This is a genomic window from Alphaproteobacteria bacterium (genome assembly GCA_040218575.1).
In the GTDB taxonomy this organism is placed as follows: Bacteria; Pseudomonadota; Alphaproteobacteria; order JAVJRE01; family JAVJRE01; genus JAVJRE01.
On sequence record JAVJRE010000001.1, the window covers coordinates 235,488 to 258,698 of the forward strand.

The window sequence follows — 23,211 nt, forward strand, 5'->3', positions numbered from 1 at the left end:
GTCAGTCGGTGAGTGACAGATCCACTAGCACAGCGGTGCCGTGTTCGGGCGCGGTGATCAGCAGGTCATCGTGGGGGTTGCCGGCCATCTCACGATCAATTTCCACGGTGTCGCCTGCCGTCAGGTCGAAACGCCGGCCGCTGGACAGCAGGCGCACTACCATGGGCCCCTCCAGACAGTGGACCAGAACGCAGTCGCCGGTGATGGGGTGTTCGATCCCCTGCCCGCCGCTCCTGACCACGGTGGCGGTATAGCGGGCCCTGGCCCGGTCAACGATGATATTGAAGTCACGGATCGGTCCGCCCAGCAACTGGCACTGGGTGTCCGCATCGCCGGAAAAGCTGAACGGCTCGTAGAGGTGGTTCATCCGGCGGGTCTCGCCGCCGCCGACGCTGAGCGTCATGCCTTCGCCCTCGATCACCATGATGGTGCGGTCATAGCCGGGAAAGCGCGAGAAGGCGCCGGAATCAGGCACATCGGCGATGGACAGGCGCCAGATGAACGGCGTCCCGTCGAGCCCGGCATCGGCCGGGAAAATGGTGATCTGGGTGGTGGTCCCCTTGCCGTTTTTCCACGGCATGGACTGATAATCGGCGGGCTTCAGAATCCGGGCTTCGGTCGGCATAACGCTCCTCAGGTCAGTCGTGCGGGCCAACCCTAGCCTTCTGTCCGCCTGCGGCGATAGCGCCCTTGACTCAAGGCCCGCGGGGCACATTTATACCGGACGAAATTGATCCGGATAGGGCGGCACCTTCGCCGCCGCCAAAAGGGCGGTCGCCGGGCGCGGGTTGCCGGTCGGGAGTGAGGAACGATGATCCGATTCAGCCGTATGGCGGACTATGGCGTGGTGGTCATGACCGCACTGGCGCGTTCGGGCGATATGGCGCCGATGCCGGCCTCTGATCTGGCCCATGCGACGCGCCTGCCGCAGCCGACCGTATCGCAGGTGGCCAAGCGCCTGACCCAGGCCGGTCTGCTGGTTTCCGTGCGGGGCCCGGCCGGCGGTTATGGCCTCGGCCGGCCGCCATCCGAGATCAATGTGGCGGAGATCATCAGCGCGCTTGACGGGCCTATTCTGCTGGCCGACTGCCTGGAAGGGCCGGCCGGCGTGTGTGACCTGGAGGCGGTGTGTCAGGTGCGCGCGCCCTGGCGGCAGGTGAGCCTGGCGGTGCGCCGCTCGCTGGAGGCGGTCTCCCTAGCCAACATGCTGGAGCCAGTGACCGCCGGCTCCGCTGCCGATGACGAGCACCACGACGGACCGGTTGCGGTCGGTGGCGCAAGTCGCGCCGGCGTCCATGGCGACGCCCGCGCCGCGGGCTGACCCCTAAACACCCAGCACCAGAAACGAGACCCGCAATGAGCGAGACCACCACGGCCCGCGTGGCCAAGGCCACAGATGACCTGTCCTCCGACCGGGCGGTGGATGATGCCGTCGCCGCATTGGGCGGCGGCAAGGACTATCGCTACGGCTTCACCACCGACATCGAATCGGACATGGCGCCCAAGGGGCTGAGCGAGGACATCGTCCGCTTCATTTCCGCCAAGAAGGAAGAGCCGGAGTGGCTGTTGGCGTGGCGCCTCAAGGCATTCCGTCTGTGGCAGCAGATTGCACCGGAAGAGCCGGAGTGGGCGCGCATCAGCCACCCGCCCATCGACTATCAGGACTCCTATTATTATTCGGCGCCGAAGAAGCGGCCGGAAAGCATGGACGAGGTGGATCCGCTGCTGCTGGAGACATACGAGAAGCTGGGCATTCCCCTGAAAGAACAGGAAGTGCTGGCCGGTGTGCGCAACGTGGCGGTGGACGCGGTATTCGACAGCGTCAGCGTGGCCACCACCTTCCGCGCCAGGCTGGAGCAGGACGGCATCATCTTCTGTTCCATGTCGGAAGCGGTGCACAATCATCCGGACCTGGTGCGCAAGTATCTGGGCAGCGTGGTGCCCTATTCCGACAATTACTTCGCGACCCTCAACTCCGCCGTCTTTACCGACGGGTCATTCTGCTACATCCCCAAGGGTGTGCGCTGCCCGATGGAGCTGTCCACCTACTTTCGCATCAACCAGGCGCAGACCGGTCAGTTCGAACGCACCCTGGTGATTGCCGAGGCCGGTAGTTATGTGAGCTATCTGGAAGGCTGCACCGCGCCCATGCGCGACGAAAACCAGTTGCACGCGGCGGTGGTCGAGCTGGTGGCCATGGACGATGCGGAGATCCGCTATTCGACGGTGCAGAACTGGTATCCGGGCGACGCCGAAGGGCGCGGCGGCATTTATAATTTCGTCACCAAGCGCGGCGCCTGCCGCGGTCGCAATTCGCGCATCTCCTGGACCCAGGTGGAGACCGGCTCGGCCATCACCTGGAAGTATCCAAGCTGCATCCTGCAGGGCGACGGCTCGGTCGGCGAGTTCTACTCCATCGCCATTACCAACAACCGTCAGCAGGCCGATACCGGCACCAAGATGATCCACATCGGCAAGAACACCCGCTCGCGGGTGATCGCCAAGGGCATTTCCGCCGGCCGTTCAGAGAGCACCTATCGCGGCCTGGTGCGGGTCCTGCCGGGGGCGGCGGGCGCGCGCAACTTCACCCAATGCGATTCACTGCTGATCGGCGGCGACTGCGCCGCCCACACCGTGCCCTATGTGGAGAGCCGCAATCCGTCGGCCCAACTGGAACACGAAGCGACCACCGCGAAGATCGACGAAGAGAAGCTTTTCTACTGTCGCCAGCGTGGTCTGGGTGAAGAGGAGGCGGTAACCATGGTGGTCAACGGCTTCTGCCGCGAAGTGCTGCAGAAGCTGCCCATGGAGTTTGCCGTGGAAGCACAGAAACTTGTGGGCATCAGCCTTGAGGGCGCGGTCGGCTGAGCCGGTCGGATCAATCAGGAAAGACAGTCATGACAGCCGGAACAAACCCCATTCTGCAGGTGCGCGGCCTGACCGCAGGCGTCGAAGGCACGGCGATTCTCAAAGGCATCGACCTGACGCTCCATGCCGGCGAGGTGCACGCCATCATGGGCCCCAACGGCTCCGGAAAAAGTACGCTCAGCCATGTGCTGGCCGGCAAGCCGGGCTATGAGGTGACCGGCGGCAGCGTCACCTTCATGGGGCGCGACCTGCTGGCCATGGAGACGGAAGAGCGGGCAGCGGCGGGGCTGTTCCTCGGCTTTCAGTATCCGGTGGAGATTCCGGGGGTTGGCCTTTCAACTTTTCTCAAGACGGCGGTCAACGCCGTGCGACGGGTGCGCGGCGAGAAGGAATATGACGCCATCGAGTTTCTCCGTCTGATCAAGGCGGAAGCGGCAAAGCTCTCCATGCCGGAAGACATGCTGCGGCGAGCGGTCAATGTGGGCTTTTCCGGCGGCGAGAAGAAGCGCAACGAGATTCTGCAACTGGCATTGCTGGAGCCGACTCTGGCGGTACTCGACGAAACCGATTCCGGCCTGGACATCGATGCGCTGAAGACCGTCGCCGACGGCATCAACGCCAGCCGCCGGCCGGACCGCGCCATTCTTCTGATCACCCACTACCAGCGCCTGCTGGACCATGTGGCGCCGGATCATGTGCATGTGCTGGCCGATGGCCGTATCGCCGAGTCGGGCGATATGGCGCTGGTCCGTCGGCTGGAGGCGGAAGGTTATGCCGCTTTCGGCGCGGCGGACGAGAGCGCCGCGGCGTAGGGGCGCGGCAGGCATGGCGGGTTCCACCCTTCATCAGCGCGGCCGGTTGGCTGACCCTGATTTTCTTTCTGCCTTCGCGGCGCAGGCGGATCTGCCGACCTTTGCCCCGTGGCAGGCGGATCTGCGTCAGGTGGCGCGCCGGGCGGTGGCCGATCAGGGCCTGCCCTCGGTCAAGCGCGAGGCGTGGAAATACACCAACCTGCAGAGCCTGGCGGGCCACCCCTTCGTTCTGGCTGGTGACGGCGCGGACCTGCCGGCGTCCGTCAGCCGGCGGATTGACCAGGCCACCGCCGGCGAACCGCCGTTGGCCCGTCTGGTCTTTGCCAATGGCCGGCTGGTGGAGAGTCTGTCCGACCGTGGCGCCCTGCCGGCCGGCGTGGTCTTCACCGAATTGGCGGCGGCGGACGAGGCCTGGCTGGCGACCCGTCTTGGCCGGGTCGCACCGGCCGACAGCGGGCCGGTTCAGGCCATGGCCACCGCATGGATGGCCAGCGGTGCGGCGCTGCGCATCGCCGACGGCGTAAGCGTGGAGCGGCCGCTGCATGTGGTTCACCTGTGCGGCGGCACCCCCGACACGCCGACCGCGGCTTTTCCGCGGATGGTCGTGGAACTGGGCGCGGCCAGCCGGGCGGAGCTGGTGGAAACCTATCTGTCGCTGAGTGACGGCGTGGCCTGGTCGAGCCCGGTATCGGAGATCGTCATCGGCCGCGACGCCACATTGCGCCATCGTCGCGTGCAGCGCCTGGCCGAGCAAGCCTTTCACCTGGCTGTGGTGGCGGCGGAAGTTGGTCAGGGCGGACACTATGAGAGTTTTCTGGCGACCTTGGGCGGCGGTGTCAGCCGCGACGATTGTTTGGTCCGGCTGTTGGCCGAGGCGGCTGGCACGGCGCTGGCCGGCATGACCTTTCTGAGCGGTCGTCAGCACGGCGAAGCCAGTGTGGTGGTGCGTCATGAGGCTCCGCACACGCGCAGCACCGAGCACTTTCGCGCCGCCCTGGCGGATCGCGCCCGCGGCGTGTTTCAGGGCCGCATCCATGTGGCGCGCGGCGCCAGTGGTGCGGACGGACAGATGCTGAGCCGCGCCCTGCTGCTGTCGCCGACGGCGGAGATGGACACCAAACCGGAACTGGAGATTTTCACCGATGACGTGGCCTGCAGCCACGGTGCGGTGACCGGTCAGCTCGACCCCGAGCAGATGTATTATCTGCTGGCCCGCGCCATTCCCAAGGCCGAGGCCCGGGCCTTGCTGGTGGAAGGCTTCCTGGCCGAAGCCCTAACCGTGGTGACGGATACGGCGGCACGCGACGGCTTGCTGGCGCTGGCCCGGCAGCGGCTCTATGGCGAGGTGGCACAATGACGACCGCCCAGGCCATGACTGCTGTGACGCGGCCGGCCTTTGACGCCATGGCGGCGCGGTCTGATTTCCCCATTCTGCAGCGATCAATGAACGGTAAACCGCTGGTCTATCTGGACAGCGCCGCTTCGGCCCAGAAGCCGCAGACGGTGATCGACGCGGTCAGCCGCAGCTATGAGACGCGCTACGCCAATGTTCACCGCGGCGTCTACCGGCTGGCGGCGGAGGCGACAGCGGACTTCGAGGCGGCGCGGGAGAGTGTGCGGCGCCTCCTCAATGCCCGCGAGAGCCGCGAGATCGTCTTTGTGCGCGGCGCCACCGAGGCGATCAATCTGGTGGCGCAGAGTTGGGGGCAGCGGCTGGTGGCGGGCGACGAGATCATCCTCAGCCACCTGGAGCATCATTCCAACATCGTGCCCTGGAAGTTGCTGTGCGAGCGCAGCGGTGCGGTGCTGCGGGTCATTCCGGTCGATGACGCCGGCGAGCTGGATATGGCCGAATATGCCCGTCTGCTGTCGCCACGGACGGCCATGGTGGCCATCACCCATGTCTCCAACGCGTTGGGCACGGTGGTGCCGCTGGCCGACATCATCGCGCCCGCCCGCGCCGCCGGTGCGGCGGTGCTGGTGGATGGTTGTCAGGCGGTGCCGCATATGGCCGTGGACGTTCAGGCGCTGGACCCGGACTTCTATGTTTTTTCCGGCCACAAGCTGTATGGCCCGTCGGGCATCGGCGCACTCTATGGCAAGGCAGCGGTTCTCGAGTCCATGCCGCCGTGGCAGGGCGGCGGCGAGATGATTCACACCGTGAGTTTCGAGCAGACCACCTATGCCGACATCCCCCATCGCTTCGAGGCCGGCACCCCGCATATCGCCGGCGCCGCCGGTCTGACCGCGGCCATCGCCTATGTGCAGGGGCTTGGGCTTGAGGCCATCGCCGCGCACGAGCATGAGTTGCTGGCCGAGGCCACACGACGGCTTGGCGCGCGCAACGACATTCGTCTTATCGGCACCGCGCGGCAGAAGGCGGCGATCCTCTCTTTTGTCATGGCCGGCGTACACCCGCACGACGCCGCCACCATCCTGGATCAGGAAGGGGTTGCGGTGCGCGCCGGTCATCATTGCGCCCAGCCCCTGATGGCGCGCTTTGACGTGGCGGCGACGCTGCGCGCCTCCTTCGGTCTGTACAATACGGTGGCCGATATTGACCGGCTGGAAGCGGCGCTGGACCGGGCGCGGGAGATATTCCGATGAGCGATGATCTGCGCGAGCTCTATCAGGAAGTGATCCTGGACCATGGCCGCCACCCGCGGAACTTTGCCAGGCCGGCCGACGCCAACCGTGAGGCGCATGGCAACAATCCACTGTGCGGCGATACGCTCACCGTGTGGCTCAGCTTTCGTGACGGGGTGGTGGCGGATGTGGGATTCGAGGGCCGTGGCTGCGCCATTTCCGTGGCGTCAGCCTCGCTGATGACGGAAATCCTCAAGGGCAAGAGCGAGGCGCAGGCCGAAGCGCTGTTCGAGCGCTTCCGCGCCATGGTTTCCGGCGACAGCGTTGACGACGGTGAGGACAGTGCGGAAGCCGACCGGCTGCGCGTCCTGGCCGGCGTGCGCGACTATCCCATGCGGATCAAATGCGCCACTCTGGCGTGGCACACCATGAACGCCGCCCTGCATGGCGCAGACCAGACCACAACGGAATAGGCGGGAGACGGGCATGAGTTTTCTTGGATTCGGCAAGAAGGCGGAGGACGTGCCGCATGCCGGCCCGGACGGGGCGCTGGCCGCCGGCGTCGCGGGCACCGGAGGGGCTGAAGGCGCCGGGGCGGCGGCGAAAGCGCCGCTTGACCGCGAGGCCATGACCGAAGCGGTGATCCGTCAGTTGCAGACCGTCTTCGACCCGGAAATCCCGGTGAATATCTATGAGCTGGGGCTGATCTACACCATCATCATCAATGATGACCGGACGGTGGAGGTGACCATGACCCTGACGGCGCCCGGCTGTCCGGTGGCCGAGGAAATGCCCGTATGGGTGCGCGATGCGGTGATGGGGGCGGACGGCGTCGAGGACGTGCATGTGGATGTGGTGTGGGACCCGCCGTGGGAGCCGTCCCTGATGAGTGAAGCGGCAAAGCTTGAACTGGGCTTCATGTAGGCTTAACTGATAAGCGGGATGTTGGCCCCGGACGGGCCCCGAAGGCGGGAGCGGAGGAAACGGACCATGCTGGCGGTCGGCGATAGCAAGATGATCACCCTGACGGAGCGGGCGGCGGAGCGTGTGCGCACGCTGATGGCGCGGGCCGGTGACAATATGGTGGGTCTTCGCCTCGGCGTCACCAGCAAGGGCTGCTCCGGCATGTCCTACAAGATGGAGTATGTAAGCGAGGCGCAGCCCCATGACGAGGTGGCGGAAGACAGGGGCGTGAAGATTCTGATCGACCCGCTGGCCACCATGTTCATTCTCGGCACCGAGATCGACTATGTAGAGGACACGCTCCAGTCAGGCTTCGTCTTTAACAATCCCAATGCCCGCAACCTCTGCGGCTGCGGCGAGTCCTTCTCCGTCTAGGGCGCCTGCCCTTACGCCGCCGTCATCCCCTGCGGTGTAGCCGCGCGCGCCGCGGGCGCGGGTTCGGGGCCGCTGGCGCTGTGTCGCTACCCTCTCTAGATTAGCCCGCTGCATCCTCCGGGGCCGGCTCTGCCGGCCCTGTCGCCGTTCGGAGACCAAGCCTTGCGCTCCAGAATCCTGCTCGGACCGGACGTGGCTACGGCGGCACGGCGCATTGTCTTTCTGGCGGCACCGATCATGGCCAGCCGTGCCGGCCTGCTGATCATGCTGACCGTGGACAACGCCATGAGCGGTCAGGCCGGCATCCGGGTGCTGGCCGCTTATGGCGCGGCGTCGGTGCCGCACCTGCCGCTGGTGGCGCTGACCGTCGGCATGATGGCGGCGACCCTGATCATGACCGCCCAGGCGCGCGGCGCCGGGCGGTCGGAGGACTGTGGCTCGATCTGGCACATGGGTCTGATCGCCGGCCTGGTCATGGGCAGTGCGGCGGGATCTGTCCTGCTGCTGGGGCCGGCGCTGCTCAGTCTGATCGGCACGGCCGAGCCGCTGCGTGCGCCGGGCGGTGCGGCCATGATCCTGCTGGCGCCAGGCATGCCGGCCATCGCGCTTTATGTGGCGACCACCCAGTTCCTGGAAGGCAACGGCCGCGCCCTGCCGGGCATGGTGGTGGTGGTCATCGGCAATCTGGTCAACGGCCTGCTCAACTGGCTGTTGATTTACGGCAATGCGGGCTTTCCCGAGATGGGCGCGGAGGGGGCGACGCTGGCCACCACCATCGCCCGCTGGGTCATGGTCGGGCTGATTGTCGGCTGGGTGCTGCGCAGCCCGCTGACCCGGGCCATGGGATCGGCCCGTATCGGCGCCGGGCCGTTGCGCTTCATGCGGCGTTTTCTGACGCTTGGTCTGCCCATTTCATTTGCCACCCTGTTCGACACCGGCACCTTCTTTGTGATGGGCGCCCTGGTCAGCCAGTTGGGGGCGGTGCCGCTGGCGGCCTATCAGATCGCCATGAGCACATTGTCCTTTATCTATATGGCGAGCATCGGCCTGCAGTCGGCCACCTCGGTCATTGTCGGCGAGGCCTTCGGTAAGGGTGACGGGCCGGCGGTGCGGCGCATCGGCTGGACCGGGTTCTGGCTCGACATGGCGGCCATGGGCCTGGCCATGGTTCTGGTCATCGCCTTCGCCACCCCAATCGCCCGCATCTATACAGATGATGGGGCCCTGGTTCTGGCGGCAAGCGGCGCCCTGTTCATCATCGGCTTCGTCATCGTCGCCGATGGCATGCAGGGCGTACTGCTGGGCATTCTGCGCGGCATGGGCGATGTTAATGTGTCCATGTGGCTGTTGGGTGCGGGCATGTGGCTTGTGGCGGTGCCGCTGGGCCTGACCTTCGGGCGCGATGGGGAGAGCGGCCTGGCGGGGGTCCTGTGGGCCCTGGGCGCCGGCCTGTTTGCCGCCGGAGTCATGCTGCTGTGGCGTTTCTGGTCTTTGTCGCGACGTATGGCCGCGCTGCATACCGCCTGACAGCGGGCGCGGAGCCGGGATACAGCGTCCGACCGGCTGCGCGGGACACGGCGTTTTCAAGCGGCCCACCGTCAGGGTAGGGTTCCGGATTCCCCGGATTCACCGGAGTCCACGGCCCTGACCGGCCAGCGACAGGATCAGACAGCGCCAGACTTTATAAGGACCGCGGACCTTTCCTGGTGAAGGCGCGGAGCAACGGATGAAGCAGTATCAGACAAAAGCACAGGGCCCGCTGGACGGCATTCGCGTCATCGACATGTCGCGACTGATCGCCGGCAATATGCTGTCCTTGCAGCTTGGCGATTTCGGCGCGGAAGTCATCAAGATCGAGACGCCGGGTAAGGGTGACGATCTGCGCAACTGGAAGACCGACGGGATCGAGGCCTTCTGGAAGGTCTATTGCCGCAACAAGAAGAGCCTGGCGCTCAACCTGCGGACGGACGCGGCGAAGGAGGCCTTCGACCGGCTGGTCAAGACGGCGCACATGCTGATCGAGAACTTCCGCCCCGGCACCCTGGAGAAGATGGGCTATGGCCCGGATGCGCTGCACAAGCTGAACCCCAAGCTCATCATCATCCGGGTTTCCGGCTGGGGTCAGGACGGGCCCTACCGGCACAAGCCCGGTTTCGGCACGCTGGTCGAGGCGATGACCGGCTTCGCCGCCATGAACGGCTATGGCGACCGGCCACCGGTTCTGCCGCCGCTGGCCATGGCCGACATGATCGCCGGTATTACCGGCGCTTTCGCCGCCATGGTGGCGCTGCGCGAAGCCGAACGTGACGGCGGTAAGGGGCAGGTGATCGACCTGCCTTTGTTCGACCCCATGCTCGGCATCCTCGGGCCGCAGGCGGCGGACTATAAGGTGACCGGCGACGTGACGCCGCGTGAGGGCAGCGCCTGGCAGCGCTCTGCCCCGCGCAATGTCTATGAGACCAGTGACGGCGGGTTCGTCTCTCTGTCGGCGTCCATGCAGGGCATGTGCGAACAGCTGTTCAAGGCCATGGGGCGCGAAGAGCTGATTCACGACATGCGTTTCCGCACCAATTCCGACCGGGTGCAGAACCGCGACGAGCTGGACGCCATCATCCAGAACTGGATGCGCCAGCGGCCACGCGACGAGATCCTGGAATTTTTCGACAAGCAGGGCATAACGGTCGGTCCGGTATCGGACATTGCCGAGCTGATGGACCATCCCTTTATCAAGGGCCGCGGCATCATCGAGGAATATCCCGATGACGAAATGGAGGCAGTGCCGATGCATGCGGTGACACCGCGTCTGTCGGCGACGCCGGGCGCTATTCGCAGCCCGGCGCCAAAGCTGGGCGAGCACAATGCGGAGCTGCTCAAAGAGCTCGGCTATGATGCCAAGGCGCAGGCGAAGTTGAAGGATCAGGGCGCGATCTAGGAACGCGCCCGGGTCTGCGCCGCAACCGGCCACGGGATCACCGCTATGTCCGGCCACACTGTAGCCCAGCGGGCGCATTGTCGGTCGCGGGTTTGGGGCGAGGCCGACAGCAGGTTGGGCCGGACGACCATGGCGAACAGGTCATGCAGACCGACTGGCGCCAGAAACTCCAGCGCCCCGTCCGCGCCGCGCCGGACCCTTGCCATGGCCAGCGCAGGCTCTGTTAGACTGTAAGGCTCGCGGCCGCGGCCTTATGTGGTCGGCCCTTATGAGGATCATCTTGGACCGGACCGGGACATATTCACAGCACGGGCAAACCACTCCCGGGACCACCCCCCAAACCGCCGTGAACACTGCCGGAAGCGGCCGGCTGACGAGGCTGGTCTGGCGCTATGAGCTGCCGACGGTGGCGCTGGCGGCGGCGATCTACGGCGCCTGGTTTCTGCTGGTGGCCTTCCACGCCTACATCCCGTGGTGGCTGCTGATCCCGCTGGCCGGGTATGTGGTGGGCTGGCACCACTCGCTGCGGCACGAGACGGTGCACGGGCTGCGCCGCTGGCCGGTATGGCTCAAATATCTGCTGGTGGCGCCGCCGCTGACTGTCTGGAACCCCTATCCGGCGTTCCGCCGCAGCCACTCGCGCCATCACGTCAACGCCAATCTGACGACGCCGGGCACGGACCCTGAGTCCTACTACCACACCAAGGCCCAGTGGCGGGCCATGGGGCCGGTGTGGCGTGCAATCTGGATCGTCAACCAGACGGTGCTCGGCCGTCTGCTGATCGGCCCGGCGCTGTATCTGTGGAAGATGATCAAACGCGAGCCCATGCGCATTTTGCGCGGCGACATGACCAACGCGCTGGCCTGGGCGGTGCATGTGCCGCTGGTGGTGGCCATGCTGTGGGGGCTGCAATCGGTCTTTGGTCTGGTGTGGTGGCAGTATCTGCTGGTCTTCGCCTATCCCGGCCAGTCGGTGGCCCTGTGGCGCGCCTTCTATGAGCATCGCTGGGGCGACGACGCGAAGGAGCGCACGGTGATCGTCGAGGCCAGCCTGCCCATGGGGCTGCTCTATCTCTTCAACACCCTGCATGCGGCCCATCACCAGCACCCCACCCTGCCGTGGTATGAGCTGCCGCGCTATTACCGCGACAATCGCGAGGCCATCCTGGCCGACAACGGGAACTATCTGTTCGCCGACGGCTATTGGGGCATGGTCAGGCGCTGGCTGGTGAAACCAGTGTTCATTCCGGTTCATCCGACGCTGTGAGGGGCATGGCGGGCTTCAGCCATCTGCATGATACATCGGCCGATCCGTTGATGCCGGACCGTCGGCGCGAATGGCTGCCCAGCCCGCGCCGGGTGCGGGTGATGTTCAACGACCATGTGATCGCCGACTCGCGCCGCATGTTTCTGCTGCGCCAGCACGGTTTCCTGCCGATCTACTATTTTCCGCGGGGGGATGTGGACCAGACCTGTCTGGTCGCCAGCAACTGGACAACCCAATCGCCCTACAAGGGCACCGCGACCTATTTCGACGTAGTGGCCGGCGACCGGCGCACCCCGGCGGCGGCCTGGACCTATGGCCCGCCAAAAGCGGGGTCGCCGGACACCCGCGGCTATATGGGGTTCGATTTTCACAGCATGGACGCCTGGTTCGAGGAGGACGAGCAGATTTTCGTTCATGCCCGCGATCCCTATCTGCGGGAGGAGACCTGGACTACGACCAGGCACATCCAGGCCTTTGTGGATGGCACGCTGGTGGCCGACTCGCGGCGCGCCGTCATGCTGCGCGAGACCACCAAGTACGAGCGCTATTATTTTCCGGCTCTCGATACGCGGCTCGACCTGCTGCAGCCGAGCGATACCTACTCCATGTGTCCCTATAAGGGCCGGGCCACCTATTTCAGCCTGGTTGTGGACAACCGGCGCTTCGACGACATTGCCTGGAGCTATCGTTTCCCACTACCGGACATCCGGCGTGTCGCCGGCCATATCTGCTTCTGGATGGAGAAGCCGGAGGTCAGCTTCACGGTGGACGGGGTGGCCGATCCGGCACGGGTGCGGCGGCCCGGGCCGGAGGCCGGCAGCGAGATGCTGAGCGCCAACCAGATATTCTGGTCCGTGCCGGCGCCGCCGGCCATGGCCGGGCTGCCACCGGAGGAGCGGCAGAAGGCGGCGGCCAGGCCCAACGGCCGGGCCGAGGGGCCGCCGGATGCGGTGATGGCCGGCCACGACGAGCCGGCCGGCGGGCCACGGGCCCTGAACCTCAAGCCACGCAGCCGTCCGCGCTGAATCCACCGGGCGGGCGTGTGGTGCTATACTGATCCGTCACACCGAAGTCAGGAGAATCGCCATGGCCGATGCCGCCATCGCCTCGCCAGCCTCGGCCTGGGGCCGGGCTACCGCCTGGTTCTGGACCTATGAGATTCCGTCCGTCTTCATGGCGGCGGCGATCTATGGCGCCTGGTTCCTGCTGATCTGGTTTCATGAATATGTGCCGTACTGGCTGATGATACCGCTGGGCGCCTATATCATCGCCTGGCAGTTCTCGTTCCAGCACGAAGCGATTCACGCCCTGCGTCGCTGGCCGCGATGGTTGCGCTACGCCATTTGCCTGCCGCCGCTGGGGCTGTGGTTTCCGTTCCCGGCCTATCGCCGCAGCCACTCCATCCATCACGTGAACATGAACATCACGGTGCCGGGTAAAGACCCGGAGACTTATTATGTGCCGAAGGACCAGTGGCGGAAGCTGAGCGCGCTATCGCGCGGGGTCTATCTGTTCAATCAAACGCTGGTCGGCCGTCTGGCCATCGGACCGTTGATCCGCCTGTACAAGCTGGCCCGGCGCGAGGGGACGCGGATTATCAACCGCGACTATGTCAACGTGTCGTCATGGCTGTGGCATGTGCCGCTGGTGGCGGGGCTGATGTACTTCGTCACGATGATCGCCGGCATGGCATGGTGGGAGTATGTCTTCCTGATCGCCTATCCGGGATTCAGCCTGGGTCTGCTGCGTGCCTTCTATGAGCATCGCTGGGGCGAGCGACCGAAACAACGCACCGCCATCCTGGAGGCGAGCTGGCCCATGAGCCTGCTGTTCCTGTGGAACAACATCCATGCGGTGCATCATCTGCACCCGACCATGCCGTGGTACGAGATTCCGGGCTTCTACCGGCAGAACCGCGACCGCATCCTGGAACATAATGGCCACTTTCTGATTCCCGGCGGCTATCTGGAAGAGGTGCGGCGCTGGCTGCTCAAGCCGGTATTCAGGCCGATCCATCCGAAGTACTAGCCGACCACGCCTGACGCGTCAGGCTGTGCAGCAGGAAGCTGGCGCCGCCGGTGCGCGCCGGCTGACCCAGCGCCACCTCGCCTACCACCCGGAACCCGGCCTTGTGCAGCACCCCGCATGAACCTGCATTGTCCGGCAAGGCGCGCGAGACGATAGCCGGCAGGTCACGTTCCGCAAAGGCGAGAGGCAGCAGCGCCGCCACTGCCTCGCTCATGAGGCCCTGCCGCCAGAACGGCCGGCCCAGCCAGTAGCCGAGCTCATTCTCGCCGCGCCAGTCATGCAGGCTGATAGCGCCGAGCAGGCGGTCGTCGCGGCGGCGAGCAATGGCCCAGGCGTCCGGCGGATGGTCCCGCTGCCGCGCCTGGTTGCGGGCGATCCAGGCGCGACCGTCATCATAGGTATAGGGCCAGGGCGGCTCGTCGAGCCAGCGGCTGACCGCCCAGTCGCCGATCAGCCGTACCAGATCGTGCAGGTCGCTGTCGGCCCATGGCCTCAGCCGCAGTCGCGGCGTTTCGAGAAGGTTCATGACGCCCGCCACTGATGGCGGGCGAGGCTCCAGGCAGGCGCCAGCGGCAGGTGATAGCGGTTGGGCCGGGGCAGGGGGCGCATTTCCGCCGGGCGGAAGCCGAGCTTTTCCAGCACCCGGCTGCTGCGCCGGTTGTCGGGATGGACGGTGGCCACCATGGCCGGCGCGTTGAGATAGGCGAAGCCATGGGCCAGCACCGCCCGCCCCGCCTCCACCATCAGCCCCTGCCCCCACCATGGCCGGGCCAGCCAGTAGCCGAATTCGTCACGACCGGCGCCGGGATCGGCGATGCTGACGCCGCCGATGACCTGGCCGGTGTGACGATAGGCGATGGCAAAATGAGCCGCCTGGCCGGACGCATGACTGGCGTTCACCAGGCCGGTCCACCAGTCGAAGTCGCTCTGCCGGTAGGGCTGCGGCACGCGGATCAGCCAGCGGCTGACCTGGGGGTCGTTCAGCCAGGCGATGACGGCGCGGGCGTCGCGATCCTCAAACGGGCGCAGGACCAGGCGGCTGGTGCTCAGGCGCATGAGCCGGCCGCCACCGGTCAGGCCGCCAGTTGCCGCAGGGTGTCGCGGTAGCGCCGGGTGATGGCCTCCTCCGCCTCGTGGTGGCCGTCGCGCACCACCCAGCGACCGCCCACCATCACGTCGCGTACGGGCGTGGTGTTGCCACAAAAAAGGAAGGCATCCAGCAGGGTGTCGCCGCTGCGGCCAGTCAGGCTGGGGTGGTCGGTATCGAGCGTGATGAGGTCGGCGCGATGGCCGGTGGCCAGCTTGCCGATGGGGCGGCCGGAAGACTGCGCGCCGCCGGCGAGGGCGCCCTTCCACAGATTGGCGCCCACATGGGCAGCCTCGGCGGTGGCCAGAAGATTGCGTTTGCGCAGGATCAGACGCTGGCCATATTCCAGCCAGCGTAGCTCCTCGACAGGGCTGATGGACACATGGCTGTCGGAGCCGACGCCCCAGCGGCCGCCGGCGGCGAAATAGTCCACCATGGGAAAGATGCCGTCGCCCAGATTGGCTTCCGTCGTCGGGCAGAGGCCGACCACCGCACCACTCTTCGCCATGCTCGAAACCTCTTCCGGCGTGACGTGGGTGGCATGGATCAGGCACCAGCGCTGGTCCACCGCATAGTTGTTGTAGAGCCACTGCACCGGTCGCTGGTTGGACCAGGCGAGGCAACCATCCACCTCGCTGGTCTGCTCGGCGATGTGAATATGGATCGGCGCCTTGGGGTCCAGCGCGGTCAGACCGTCAACGGCGATGCGGAGCTGGTCCGGCGAGGCGGCGCGCAGCGAATGGGGGGCGATGCCGAAGGCCAGATTGCCATCGCCCGCATGTTCCTTGCCCAGGGTCCGGGTGCAGTCGAGGACATAGTCCGCGTCATTGGCAAAGCGCTTCTGGTGCGGCTCCAGCGGCTTCGGGCCGAAACCGCCGGCGGAATAGAGCACCGGCAGATGGGTATAGCCGATGCCCACCGCCCGGGCGGCGGCGATGACGCGGCGCGACAGCTCAAAGGGATCGGCATAACGATTGCCGTCCTGATCGTGGTGGATGTAGTGGAACTCCGCAATGTGGGTATAGCCGGACTTGACCATCTCCAGGTAAAGCTGGGCGGCGATGGCCTCGATTCCGGCCGGGTCCAGCCCGCCACAGGCCACGTCATACATGACCTTGCGCCAGGACCAGAAGTCATCGTCGGCATTGGGACCGCGCACTTCCGCTTGCCCGGCCATGGCCCGCTGAAAGGCGTGGCTGTGCAGGTTGGGCATGCCCGGCAGGACAGCGCCGCGGATACGTTGTGCGCCGCTACTGTCGGCGCCGACTTTCACCGACTGAATATCGCCGGATACGCCGATGGTGAGGCGGACGTCTTTCGCCCAACCGTCGGGCAGCAGAGCGGAGTCGGCGAACAAATCGGTCATCTGGAACCTCGATTGGCCGGTGCGGGACTTGGCCGGCGGGTGTGGCGGCGGATATGGGCAGGCGGACCTGATGCAGGCGCAGAATAGGCAAGGCCGCCACCGACGAAAAGACGATCCGGCAGATCAGGCGCGGGTCGGGATTTGTCGCCGGGAATTGCCGCCGGTATTTGACGCGCCATTTGATATAGTGGCGCCAAGCCGCCGGCCGACCCCCTCGCTAGCGGCAGCGGATGGATAGAGAACGAGAACGAAGGAGACAGGCCCTTATGTGGGACAGGATGTGGACCAACGTCAATCTGGCCACCATGGCCGATAACGCCGGCCATGGCGGCTATGGCGCGATCAGTGACGGGGCCATTGCCGTGGCGGACGGCAGGATTGCCTGGATCGGCACCATGGCCGATCTGCCGGGCACCCCGGCCAGCCTGGCGCGTCAGGTGCAGGATGCGGGTGGTCTGTGGATGACGCCGGGCCTGATTGATTGCCACAACCATCTGGCCTTCGGTGGCAGCCGTGCGCGTGAGTTTGAGATGCGGCTGGAGGGCGCCACCTATGAAGAGATCAGTCGCGCCGGCGGCGGTATTCTGTCCACCGTCAAGGCGACCCGCGAATGGAGCGAGGAGCGGCTGCTGGCGGCGGCCTTGTCGCGCGCGCGGGCGCAATTGGCCGAGGGAGCGACGACGCTTGAGATCAAGTCGGGCTATGGGCTCGATCTGGACAGCGAGCTGAAACAATTGCGGGTGGCGCGTGAGGTGGGTCGGCAACTGCCGATTACGGTCACCACCACTTTTCTCGGCGCTCACTCCATCCCGCCGGAATACAAGGACCGGTCAGACGATTATGTGGACCTGGTGGTCAACACCATGCTGCCGGCTGTGGTCAGGGACGGGCTGGCGGATGCGGTGGACGCCTTCTGCGAAGGCATTGCCTTTTCGGTTGCCCAGACCGAACGGGTCTTTGCCGCGGCGGAAAAGCACGGCCTGCCGGTCAAGCTGCACGCCGAACAGCTGAGCGATCTGGGTGGTGCGGCGCTGGCGGCGCGCCACGGCGCGCTGTCGGCGGACCACCTGGAATATGTATCGCAAGCGTCGGTCGAGGCCATGGCCAGAGCCGGCACGGTGGCGGTGATGCTGCCGGGCGCCTTCTATTTCCTGCGTGAAAAGCAGTTGCCGCCGATCCAGGCGTTTCGTGACGCGGGCGTCGCCATGGCGGTGGCCACCGACGCCAATCCCGGCACCTCGCCGACGCCATCCCTGTTGCTGATGATGAGCATGGCTTGCACGCTGTTTCGCATGACGCCGGTGGAAGCACTGGCCGGCACCACCCGCGTGGCCGCCCAGGCGCTGGGCATGGCGGCGGAGCGTGGCACGCTTGAGGTGGGTAAGGCGGCGGACATGGCGCTATGGCGGATTGATGAGCCGGCCGAACTGTCCTATCGGTTTGGCGCTGACCCGCTTGTCACAGTAATTTCCGGCGGCGCCGTAATGGATGCCGCCTCTCTCGCGAGGTTCTGAACCATGGCATCCCGTCGTCCGGTTTTCTGGTCCTTTGCCGTTATCGCGGCGGTGGCTATAGCGGCTGTCGCCTGGTGGCTCGGCTCACCCCTGTTCATCGACCGCCATGTGGATGAGCCCTTTCCTTCTGCGACCGCCCCAATGGCCATGGATAGCATGCCCAGCGCCGAGGAGCTGGCCGCCATGAGCGACGAGGAGAAGGCGGCCATGCGCGATGAAGTTCTGGACATGGCCGCCGCCATGCCAGACACGGCCATGGACGACGCCATGGACATGGACATGGCCGAAGCCGAAGTGGCGCGCGGCACGTTTCGCGATGGGGACGACGCGCACAGAGGCGAAGGCCGGGCGGTGATCTATCGTCTGGCCGATGGCAGTCTGCACCTGCGGCTGGAGGATTTCCGCGTCACCAACGGACCGGATTTGTTCGTCATCCTGAGCGCGGCAGACGATCCGCGTGACACTGCCGCCATAGACGCCGCGCCGTGGAGTGCGCTGGCGGCGTTGAAGGGCAATGTGGGTAATCAGAATTACGAGATCGATCCGGCGCTGGACATCAGCCAGGTCCGGACTGTCGCCATCTGGTGCCGCGCCTTCGGCGTATTGTTCGCCGCCGCACCGCTCAGCTTCGAGGCGGCCGGATCCTAGGCGCCGGCTGTCACCGCAGGGCTGCCGCTTGAAGCTGCCGCCTCTTCCTCTGGCCGGCGGTTGTCAGTGCGGCCGGGTGCGCTATGCCATCGCCACAACGCCCGAAGTGTTCTATCTCTGCCACTGCCGCGAGTGCCAGCGACAGTCCTCCAGCGCCTTCGGCCAGTCCCTGCGCGTAGCGGCACAAGGATTCAGCCTGACCGGTGACACCGCTGCGGTGACGTGGACATCGGACGCCGGAACAGTGCGACGCGGCACCTTCTGTCCGGCCTGCGGCACCAGGCTGTTTCATGATCGTACGGGGGCGGCCACTATAAACGTCAAGGCCGGCACACTGGACGATCCGTCATGGCTGGAGCCTGCGGGCCATGTGTGGCTGCGCTCGAAGCAGGCGTTCTTTGAGGTGCCGCCCGGCGCGCTGGCCTATGCGACGCAGCCGCCGGATGCCTTTGCGGCGCTTAAGACGCGCTGGCGCGAGATGATCGCCGCCGGCTGAGTCGCCCGCTGGCGGGCCGGTGCTGTTGCACAGAGAATGATCAGGCCGGCGCCGCGGCGGCCCACGCTATCGCTTCCTCCAGCACCGCCTTGAGATGCGGCCGCACCTTCGCCGCCAGGTCGTCGCGGAAGGTGAAGGGCGGCGCTTCGTCCATATAGGTGGCCTGCGACAGCTCCATCTGCACCGCATGGACGCCGCCGGCCGGCCGGCCATGGCTACGGGTGATGTGGCCGCCCTTGAAGCGGCCGTTGAGGATGGCGCTATAGCCCGACGCCTTCTGGCATACCGCCAGCAGGCGATTGGCCAGACCCGCATCAGCCGACGCGCCAGCACCGGTGCCGAGATTGAAATCCGGCAGCCGGCCATCGAAGAAGCGCGGCACCTCTGACCGGATGGAGTGGGCATCATACTGCACCACCCGGCCATGGCGCGCGGTCAGACGGGTCAGCTCCTGCTCCAGACGGTCGTGGTAGGGCTGCCAGTATGTGGTGCGCCGCCGCTCCACTTCGGCCTTGTCGGGGCCTTCGCCCGGCAGGTAGATCGGCTCTTCGTCGAAGGTGCTGGTGGGCACCAGCTCGGTGACCGACTGGCCGGGATAAAGGCTGGAGCCGTCCGGCGGCCGGTTGAGGTCAATGACGTAGCGCGAGTGGGTGGCGATCACCACCGTGGCGTCCAGCCCATCGAGAAAGTCGTATAGCCGGTCCACATGCCAGTCGGTATCGGCCATGAGGCGGCCGGCGTCGGTCATGCGGCTCTTGAGATCATCGGGAATGTGCAGTCCCGAATGAGGCATGGAGACCAGCAGCGGGCTGTTGCCCTGGCGGTAGCGATAAAGATCCATGACGGTTTCCTGTGCGCGGCGTCAGGCAAGAGCTAGGCTGTCGCGGCGGTGGCTTCAAGGGCTGAAGGCAGGGCCACATCGGCGGGCAGTCCGTGGCCGGTGTCGATCATGCGGCGGGCGGCCTCGATGTCGGGATGGAAGAAGCGGTCCTCGTCGAGGCCCCGCACCTGCTGGCGCACGGCGGCGTGCACCTGTTCCAGGGCCGGCGACGAGGCGAGCGGCCGGCGGAAGTCGATGCCCTGGGCGGCGGCCAGCAGTTCGATGGCGAGGATGCCGGCCACATTGTCGAGCATTGGCGTCAGACGGCGCACGGCGCCGGTGGCCATGCTCACATGGTCTTCCTGGCCGGCGGCGGTAGGCAGGGAATCGACGCTGGCCGGATGGGCCAGGCTCTTGTTTTCGCTGGCCAGAGCGGCGGCGGTGACCTGGGCCAGCATGAAGCCGGAATTGAGCCCCGGACTGGCCACCAGAAAGGCCGGCAGGCCGGAGAAGTTGGCGTCGATCAGCAGGGCAATGCGCCGCTCAGCGAGGGCGCCGATTTCCGCCACCGCCACGGCCAGAGCATCGGCGGCAAGCGCGACCGGTTCGGCATGGAAGTTGCCGCCGGAGAGAATCTCTCCCGTATCGGCGAAGACCAGCGGATTGTCCGTGACCGCATTGGCCTCGCGCCGCAGCACATCGGCCACATGGCGCATCTGGTCCAGTGCCGCGCCCATGACCTGGGGCTGGCAGCGCAAGGAATAGGGATCCTGCACACGCTCATCGCCCTCGCGGTGAGAGGCGCGGATGGCTGAGCCGGCCAGCAGGCGGGCCAGTGCGGCGGCCACCGCCGACTGGCCAGGCTGGCCGCGCAGCGCATGGATGCGCGGATCAAATGGCGTGTCGGAACCGGCGGCGGCATCCACCGACAGGGCGCCACACAGCAGCGCCATGGCGAACAGACGGTCGGCGCGATACAGAGCCAGAAGCCCGAGTGCGGTGGAGACCTGGGTGCCATTGAGCAGGGCCAGCCCTTCCTTGGCCGACAGGGTCACCGGCGCCAGGCCGGCGCGGGCCAGCGCATCGGCTGCCGGCATACGCTCGCCGCCGAAGTCGGCGGCGCCCTGACCGATCAGGGCGGCGGCCATGTGGGCCAGCGGCGCCAGATCGCCGGACGCGCCGACCGAACCCTGGGCCGGGATCACCGGCAGGACGCCGCCATTGAGCATGGCCAGCAGGGCTTCGATGACGCTGCGCCGGACACCGGAGTGACCGCGCGCCAGGCTGGCGACTTTCAGCGCCATGACCAGGCGCACCGCGTCATGGGGCAGGTCCGGCCCGGTACCGGCGGCGTGCGACAGGACGATGCGGCGCTGCAGCTCCGCCACCTGGTCCGGCGGGATGCGGGTCTTTGCCAGCAGGCCGAAGCCGGTGTTGACGCCGTAAACCGCATCGTCGCCGGCGGCGGCGCGGGCGACCACCGCGGCGGCGGCATCTACCACCGGCCAGCAGGACTCGTCGAGAGCCAGCGTCACGTCGCCGCCGGCGATACGCCGCCAGTGGTCAAGCGTAAGAGTGCCGGGAGTCAGGCGAAGGGTATCAGGCATCGCGTTGGACCGCGGACCGTCCTAGCGATCCAGCATAGGCAATTTGAGGCCGAACTCACGGGCGCAGTCCTTGGCGATGTCGTAACCGGCATCGGCATGACGCATGACGCCGGTGGCCGGGTCATTGGTCAGTACCCGCTCCAGACGTTTCGCCGCCTCCGGCGTGCCGTCGGCGACGATGACCATGCCGGCGTGCTGGGAATAGCCCATGCCGACACCGCCACCATGATGCAGACTGACCCATGTGGCGCCGGACGCGGTATTGAGCAGGGCGTTGAGCAGGGGCCAGTCGCTGACCGCATCACTGCCGTCGGCCATGGCCTCTGTCTCGCGGTTGGGGCTGGCGACGGAACCGGAATCCAGATGGTCGCGGCCGATGACGATGGGTCCCTTGACCTCCCCTCTGGCCACCATCTCGTTGAAGGCCAGACCGAGCAGCGCCCGCTTGCCGAGACCGACCCAGCAGATGCGTGCCGGCATGCCCTGAAAGTGAATGCGCTCGCGGGCCATGTCGAGCCAGGTATGCAGGTGAGGGTCGTCGGGTATCAGCTCCTTGACCCGGGCGTCGGTCTTGTAGATGTCCTCTGGCTCGCCGGAGAGTGCGGCCCAGCGGAAGGGACCGACGCCGCGGCAGAACAGCGGCCGGATATAGGCCGGGACGAAACCCGGAAACTCGAACGCGTTGCTCAGGCCTTCGTCCTTGGCCATCTGGCGGATGTTGTTGCCATAGTCCAGGGTCGGTATGCCCTGATGATAGAAGTCGAGCATGGCCTGGACATGGATGACCATGGACGCCTTGGCGGCATGAACCACGGCGGCAGGGTCCTTCTCGCGCATTTCGGCCGCCTTCTCCAGGCTCCAGCCGGCCGGCAGATAGCCGTTCAGCGGATCATGGGCGCTGGTCTGGTCGGTCACTGCATCTGGCCGCACACCGCGGCGCACCAGTTCCGGAAAGACCTCCGCCGCATTGCCCAGGAGGCCGACGCTGACCGCCTCGCCCGACCGTTTGGCGGCATCGAGAATCTCCAGCGCCTCGTCCAGCGAAGCGGTAGAGCGGTCGAGATAGCCCGTCTCCAGCCGCCGTTCGATGCGGGAAGGCTGGCATTCCACGGCCAGCATGGAGGCGCCGGCCATGGTCGCGGCCAGCGGCTGGGCGCCGCCCATGCCGCCAAGCCCGCCGGTCAGAATCCAGCGGCCCTTGAGGCTGCCATCATAGTGACGGCGACCGACCTCAACGAAGGTCTCGTAGGTGCCCTGAACGATTCCCTGGCTGCCGATATAGATCCATGAGCCGGCGGTCATCTGGCCGTACATCATGAGGCCGTCGCGTTCGAGCTTGTTGAAATGATCCCAGTTGGCCCATGCGGGCACCAGATTGGAATTGGCGATGAGGACGCGCGGGCTGTCCGGCGTGGTGCGGAAAATACCGACCGGCTTGCCGGACTGGACCAGCAGCGTCTCATCGTCTTCCAGGCTCTGCAGGGACTCGGTAATGGCGTCGAAGCACGCCCAGTTGCGCGCGGCCCGGCCGATGCCGCCATAGACCACCAGCTCGTCCGGGTTCTCCGCCACGTCAGGGTCGAGGTTGTTCATGAGCATGCGCAGCGGCGCTTCCGTCAGCCACGACCGGGCGGACAGTTTGCTGCCCTTTGGCGCACGCACTTCACGGGCATTACCGAAGCGATTGGGGGCCGCCATGGTCTGGTCCTCCACTTTAGTGTCTCTGTCCGGGGTGTCTCTGTCCGGGCGTTTGTGTCCGGGTATGTCGTTCCGGTGCGCCGCGCGGCGAAGCCGACCTTACCGTTGGCGCGGCGCGGCGGACAAGCGGAGTCGCGCCGGCGC

General features: G+C 66.3%; 24 protein-coding genes. 16 read left to right on the top strand and 8 right to left on the bottom strand.

From position 1 onward, the window contains the following. Position 1: 1 nt before the first annotated feature. Positions 2-625, bottom strand: coding sequence for a HutD family protein (locus tag RIE31_01130; protein MEQ8639205.1), 624 nt, complete (start codon positions 623-625; stop codon positions 2-4). A gap of 186 nt (positions 626-811) precedes the next feature. Between RIE31_01130 and RIE31_01135 the strand changes: the two genes are divergently transcribed. The 10 genes from RIE31_01135 (at position 812) to RIE31_01180 (ending at position 10,536) form a co-directional block, all read left to right on the top strand. Beyond that, complete coding sequence (locus RIE31_01135) at positions 812-1,321, top strand: Rrf2 family transcriptional regulator (protein MEQ8639206.1); 510 nt, start codon at positions 812-814, stop codon at positions 1,319-1,321. Positions 1,322-1,356: 35 nt separating this feature from the next. Continuing rightward, on the top strand, positions 1,357-2,868 hold the full coding sequence (gene sufB / locus RIE31_01140; protein ID MEQ8639207.1) for a Fe-S cluster assembly protein SufB: 1,512 nt from the start codon (positions 1,357-1,359) through the stop codon (positions 2,866-2,868). Between the two features lie 50 nt (positions 2,869-2,918). Beyond that, on the top strand, positions 2,919-3,680 hold the full coding sequence (gene sufC, locus RIE31_01145) for a Fe-S cluster assembly ATPase SufC (protein MEQ8639208.1): 762 nt from the start codon (positions 2,919-2,921) through the stop codon (positions 3,678-3,680). A 13-nt stretch (positions 3,681-3,693) separates the two neighbouring features. Then, positions 3,694-5,037 (top strand): Fe-S cluster assembly protein SufD, encoded by a 1,344-nt coding sequence (gene sufD, locus RIE31_01150; GenBank protein ID MEQ8639209.1) that lies wholly within the window; start codon positions 3,694-3,696, stop codon positions 5,035-5,037. Beyond that, positions 5,034-6,287 (top strand): cysteine desulfurase, encoded by a 1,254-nt coding sequence (locus tag RIE31_01155; GenBank protein ID MEQ8639210.1) that lies wholly within the window; start codon positions 5,034-5,036, stop codon positions 6,285-6,287. The genes sufD and RIE31_01155 overlap by 4 nt, the downstream gene beginning before the upstream one ends. Continuing rightward, positions 6,284-6,739: an SUF system NifU family Fe-S cluster assembly protein gene (locus tag RIE31_01160; protein ID MEQ8639211.1), complete on the top strand. Its 456-nt coding sequence runs from the start codon at positions 6,284-6,286 to the stop codon at positions 6,737-6,739. The genes RIE31_01155 and RIE31_01160 overlap by 4 nt, the downstream gene beginning before the upstream one ends. A 154-nt stretch (positions 6,740-6,893) precedes the next feature. Then, positions 6,894-7,190: an SUF system Fe-S cluster assembly protein gene (locus RIE31_01165; protein MEQ8639212.1), complete on the top strand. Its 297-nt coding sequence runs from the start codon at positions 6,894-6,896 to the stop codon at positions 7,188-7,190. A 66-nt stretch (positions 7,191-7,256) separates the two neighbouring features. Then, positions 7,257-7,604 carry an iron-sulfur cluster assembly accessory protein gene (locus RIE31_01170; GenBank protein ID MEQ8639213.1) on the top strand — a complete coding sequence of 116 codons (348 nt, stop codon included), beginning with the start codon at positions 7,257-7,259 and terminating at the stop codon, positions 7,602-7,604. Between the two features lie 162 nt (positions 7,605-7,766). Further along, positions 7,767-9,131 (top strand): MATE family efflux transporter, encoded by a 1,365-nt coding sequence (locus RIE31_01175; GenBank protein ID MEQ8639214.1) that lies wholly within the window; start codon positions 7,767-7,769, stop codon positions 9,129-9,131. A gap of 199 nt (positions 9,132-9,330) precedes the next feature. Next, entirely contained in the window at positions 9,331-10,536 is a 1,206-nt protein-coding gene (locus RIE31_01180; GenBank protein MEQ8639215.1) for a CaiB/BaiF CoA-transferase family protein, read from the top strand. Here RIE31_01180 and RIE31_01185 read toward each other — a convergent pair. Then, positions 10,533-10,742 (bottom strand): nucleotidyltransferase family protein, encoded by a 210-nt coding sequence (locus RIE31_01185; protein MEQ8639216.1) that lies wholly within the window; start codon positions 10,740-10,742, stop codon positions 10,533-10,535. The genes RIE31_01180 and RIE31_01185 overlap by 4 nt on opposite strands. A gap of 140 nt (positions 10,743-10,882) precedes the next feature. Here RIE31_01185 and RIE31_01190 point away from each other — a divergent pair, with 140 nt between their 5' ends. From RIE31_01190 to RIE31_01200, 3 genes are all read left to right on the top strand, one after another. Beyond that, positions 10,883-11,803, top strand: coding sequence for a fatty acid desaturase (locus RIE31_01190; protein ID MEQ8639217.1), 921 nt, complete (start codon positions 10,883-10,885; stop codon positions 11,801-11,803). A 5-nt stretch (positions 11,804-11,808) separates the two neighbouring features. Further along, positions 11,809-12,828, top strand: coding sequence for a DUF427 domain-containing protein (locus tag RIE31_01195; protein ID MEQ8639218.1), 1,020 nt, complete (start codon positions 11,809-11,811; stop codon positions 12,826-12,828). A gap of 61 nt (positions 12,829-12,889) precedes the next feature. After that, a complete protein-coding gene (locus RIE31_01200) occupies positions 12,890-13,831 on the top strand; it encodes a fatty acid desaturase (protein ID MEQ8639219.1) in 942 nt (313 codons plus the stop codon). Here the strand turns inward: RIE31_01200 and RIE31_01205 are convergent. The 3 genes from RIE31_01205 to RIE31_01215 are packed head-to-tail and all read right to left on the bottom strand — an operon-like array spanning position 13,806 to position 16,284. Beyond that, positions 13,806-14,357 (bottom strand): GNAT family N-acetyltransferase, encoded by a 552-nt coding sequence (locus RIE31_01205; GenBank protein ID MEQ8639220.1) that lies wholly within the window; start codon positions 14,355-14,357, stop codon positions 13,806-13,808. The genes RIE31_01200 and RIE31_01205 overlap by 26 nt on opposite strands. Beyond that, on the bottom strand, positions 14,354-14,887 hold the full coding sequence (locus tag RIE31_01210; GenBank protein ID MEQ8639221.1) for a GNAT family N-acetyltransferase: 534 nt from the start codon (positions 14,885-14,887) through the stop codon (positions 14,354-14,356). The genes RIE31_01205 and RIE31_01210 overlap by 4 nt, the downstream gene beginning before the upstream one ends. A gap of 17 nt (positions 14,888-14,904) precedes the next feature. Continuing rightward, on the bottom strand, positions 14,905-16,284 hold the full coding sequence (locus RIE31_01215) for a formimidoylglutamate deiminase (GenBank protein ID MEQ8639222.1): 1,380 nt from the start codon (positions 16,282-16,284) through the stop codon (positions 14,905-14,907). Positions 16,285-16,550: 266 nt separating this feature from the next. On the opposite strand from RIE31_01215, the gene hutI reads away from it, so the two are divergent. From hutI to RIE31_01230, 3 genes are read left to right on the top strand one after another with little or no spacing between them, the layout of a single operon-like run. Continuing rightward, positions 16,551-17,798: an imidazolonepropionase gene (hutI, locus tag RIE31_01220; GenBank protein ID MEQ8639223.1), complete on the top strand. Its 1,248-nt coding sequence runs from the start codon at positions 16,551-16,553 to the stop codon at positions 17,796-17,798. 3 nt (positions 17,799-17,801) lie between these two features. Continuing rightward, positions 17,802-18,446, top strand: coding sequence for a DM13 domain-containing protein (locus RIE31_01225; protein MEQ8639224.1), 645 nt, complete (start codon positions 17,802-17,804; stop codon positions 18,444-18,446). A gap of 28 nt (positions 18,447-18,474) precedes the next feature. Beyond that, positions 18,475-18,942, top strand: a complete 468-nt coding sequence (locus tag RIE31_01230) for a GFA family protein (protein ID MEQ8639225.1) — start codon at positions 18,475-18,477, stop codon at positions 18,940-18,942. A gap of 40 nt (positions 18,943-18,982) precedes the next feature. Here the strand turns inward: RIE31_01230 and hutG are convergent, their stop codons facing one another. Genes hutG through hutU form a run of 3 tightly spaced genes read right to left on the bottom strand, consistent with a single transcriptional unit; the run spans position 18,983 to position 23,067 of the window. Further along, complete coding sequence (gene hutG / locus RIE31_01235; GenBank protein ID MEQ8639226.1) at positions 18,983-19,783, bottom strand: N-formylglutamate deformylase; 801 nt, start codon at positions 19,781-19,783, stop codon at positions 18,983-18,985. Between the two features lie 32 nt (positions 19,784-19,815). Further along, positions 19,816-21,369, bottom strand: coding sequence for a histidine ammonia-lyase (hutH, locus tag RIE31_01240; protein MEQ8639227.1), 1,554 nt, complete (start codon positions 21,367-21,369; stop codon positions 19,816-19,818). 21 nt (positions 21,370-21,390) lie between these two features. Next, on the bottom strand, positions 21,391-23,067 hold the full coding sequence (gene hutU, locus RIE31_01245; GenBank protein ID MEQ8639228.1) for a urocanate hydratase: 1,677 nt from the start codon (positions 23,065-23,067) through the stop codon (positions 21,391-21,393). Between the last annotated feature and the right edge of the window lie 144 nt (positions 23,068-23,211).

Coding starts and splice junctions, on each gene's coding strand:
- RIE31_01130 (MEQ8639205.1), bottom strand. CDS start 625: ATGCCGACCGAAGCCCGGATTCTGAAGCCCGCCGATTATCAGTCCATG.
- RIE31_01135 (MEQ8639206.1), top strand. CDS start 812: ATGATCCGATTCAGCCGTATGGCGGACTATGGCGTGGTGGTCATGACC.
- sufB (MEQ8639207.1), top strand. CDS start 1,357: ATGAGCGAGACCACCACGGCCCGCGTGGCCAAGGCCACAGATGACCTG.
- sufD (MEQ8639209.1), top strand. CDS start 3,694: ATGGCGGGTTCCACCCTTCATCAGCGCGGCCGGTTGGCTGACCCTGAT.
- RIE31_01155 (MEQ8639210.1), top strand. CDS start 5,034: ATGACGACCGCCCAGGCCATGACTGCTGTGACGCGGCCGGCCTTTGAC.
- RIE31_01160 (MEQ8639211.1), top strand. CDS start 6,284: ATGAGCGATGATCTGCGCGAGCTCTATCAGGAAGTGATCCTGGACCAT.
- RIE31_01165 (MEQ8639212.1), top strand. CDS start 6,894: ATGACCGAAGCGGTGATCCGTCAGTTGCAGACCGTCTTCGACCCGGAA.
- RIE31_01170 (MEQ8639213.1), top strand. CDS start 7,257: ATGCTGGCGGTCGGCGATAGCAAGATGATCACCCTGACGGAGCGGGCG.
- RIE31_01180 (MEQ8639215.1), top strand. CDS start 9,331: ATGAAGCAGTATCAGACAAAAGCACAGGGCCCGCTGGACGGCATTCGC.
- RIE31_01185 (MEQ8639216.1), bottom strand. CDS start 10,742: ATGGCAAGGGTCCGGCGCGGCGCGGACGGGGCGCTGGAGTTTCTGGCG.
- RIE31_01195 (MEQ8639218.1), top strand. CDS start 11,809: ATGGCGGGCTTCAGCCATCTGCATGATACATCGGCCGATCCGTTGATG.
- RIE31_01200 (MEQ8639219.1), top strand. CDS start 12,890: ATGGCCGATGCCGCCATCGCCTCGCCAGCCTCGGCCTGGGGCCGGGCT.
- RIE31_01205 (MEQ8639220.1), bottom strand. CDS start 14,357: ATGAACCTTCTCGAAACGCCGCGACTGCGGCTGAGGCCATGGGCCGAC.
- RIE31_01210 (MEQ8639221.1), bottom strand. CDS start 14,887: ATGCGCCTGAGCACCAGCCGCCTGGTCCTGCGCCCGTTTGAGGATCGC.
- RIE31_01215 (MEQ8639222.1), bottom strand. CDS start 16,284: ATGACCGATTTGTTCGCCGACTCCGCTCTGCTGCCCGACGGTTGGGCG.
- hutI (MEQ8639223.1), top strand. CDS start 16,551: ATGTGGGACAGGATGTGGACCAACGTCAATCTGGCCACCATGGCCGAT.
- RIE31_01225 (MEQ8639224.1), top strand. CDS start 17,802: ATGGCATCCCGTCGTCCGGTTTTCTGGTCCTTTGCCGTTATCGCGGCG.
- hutG (MEQ8639226.1), bottom strand. CDS start 19,783: ATGGATCTTTATCGCTACCGCCAGGGCAACAGCCCGCTGCTGGTCTCC.
- hutH (MEQ8639227.1), bottom strand. CDS start 21,369: ATGCCTGATACCCTTCGCCTGACTCCCGGCACTCTTACGCTTGACCAC.
- hutU (MEQ8639228.1), bottom strand. CDS start 23,067: ATGGCGGCCCCCAATCGCTTCGGTAATGCCCGTGAAGTGCGTGCGCCA.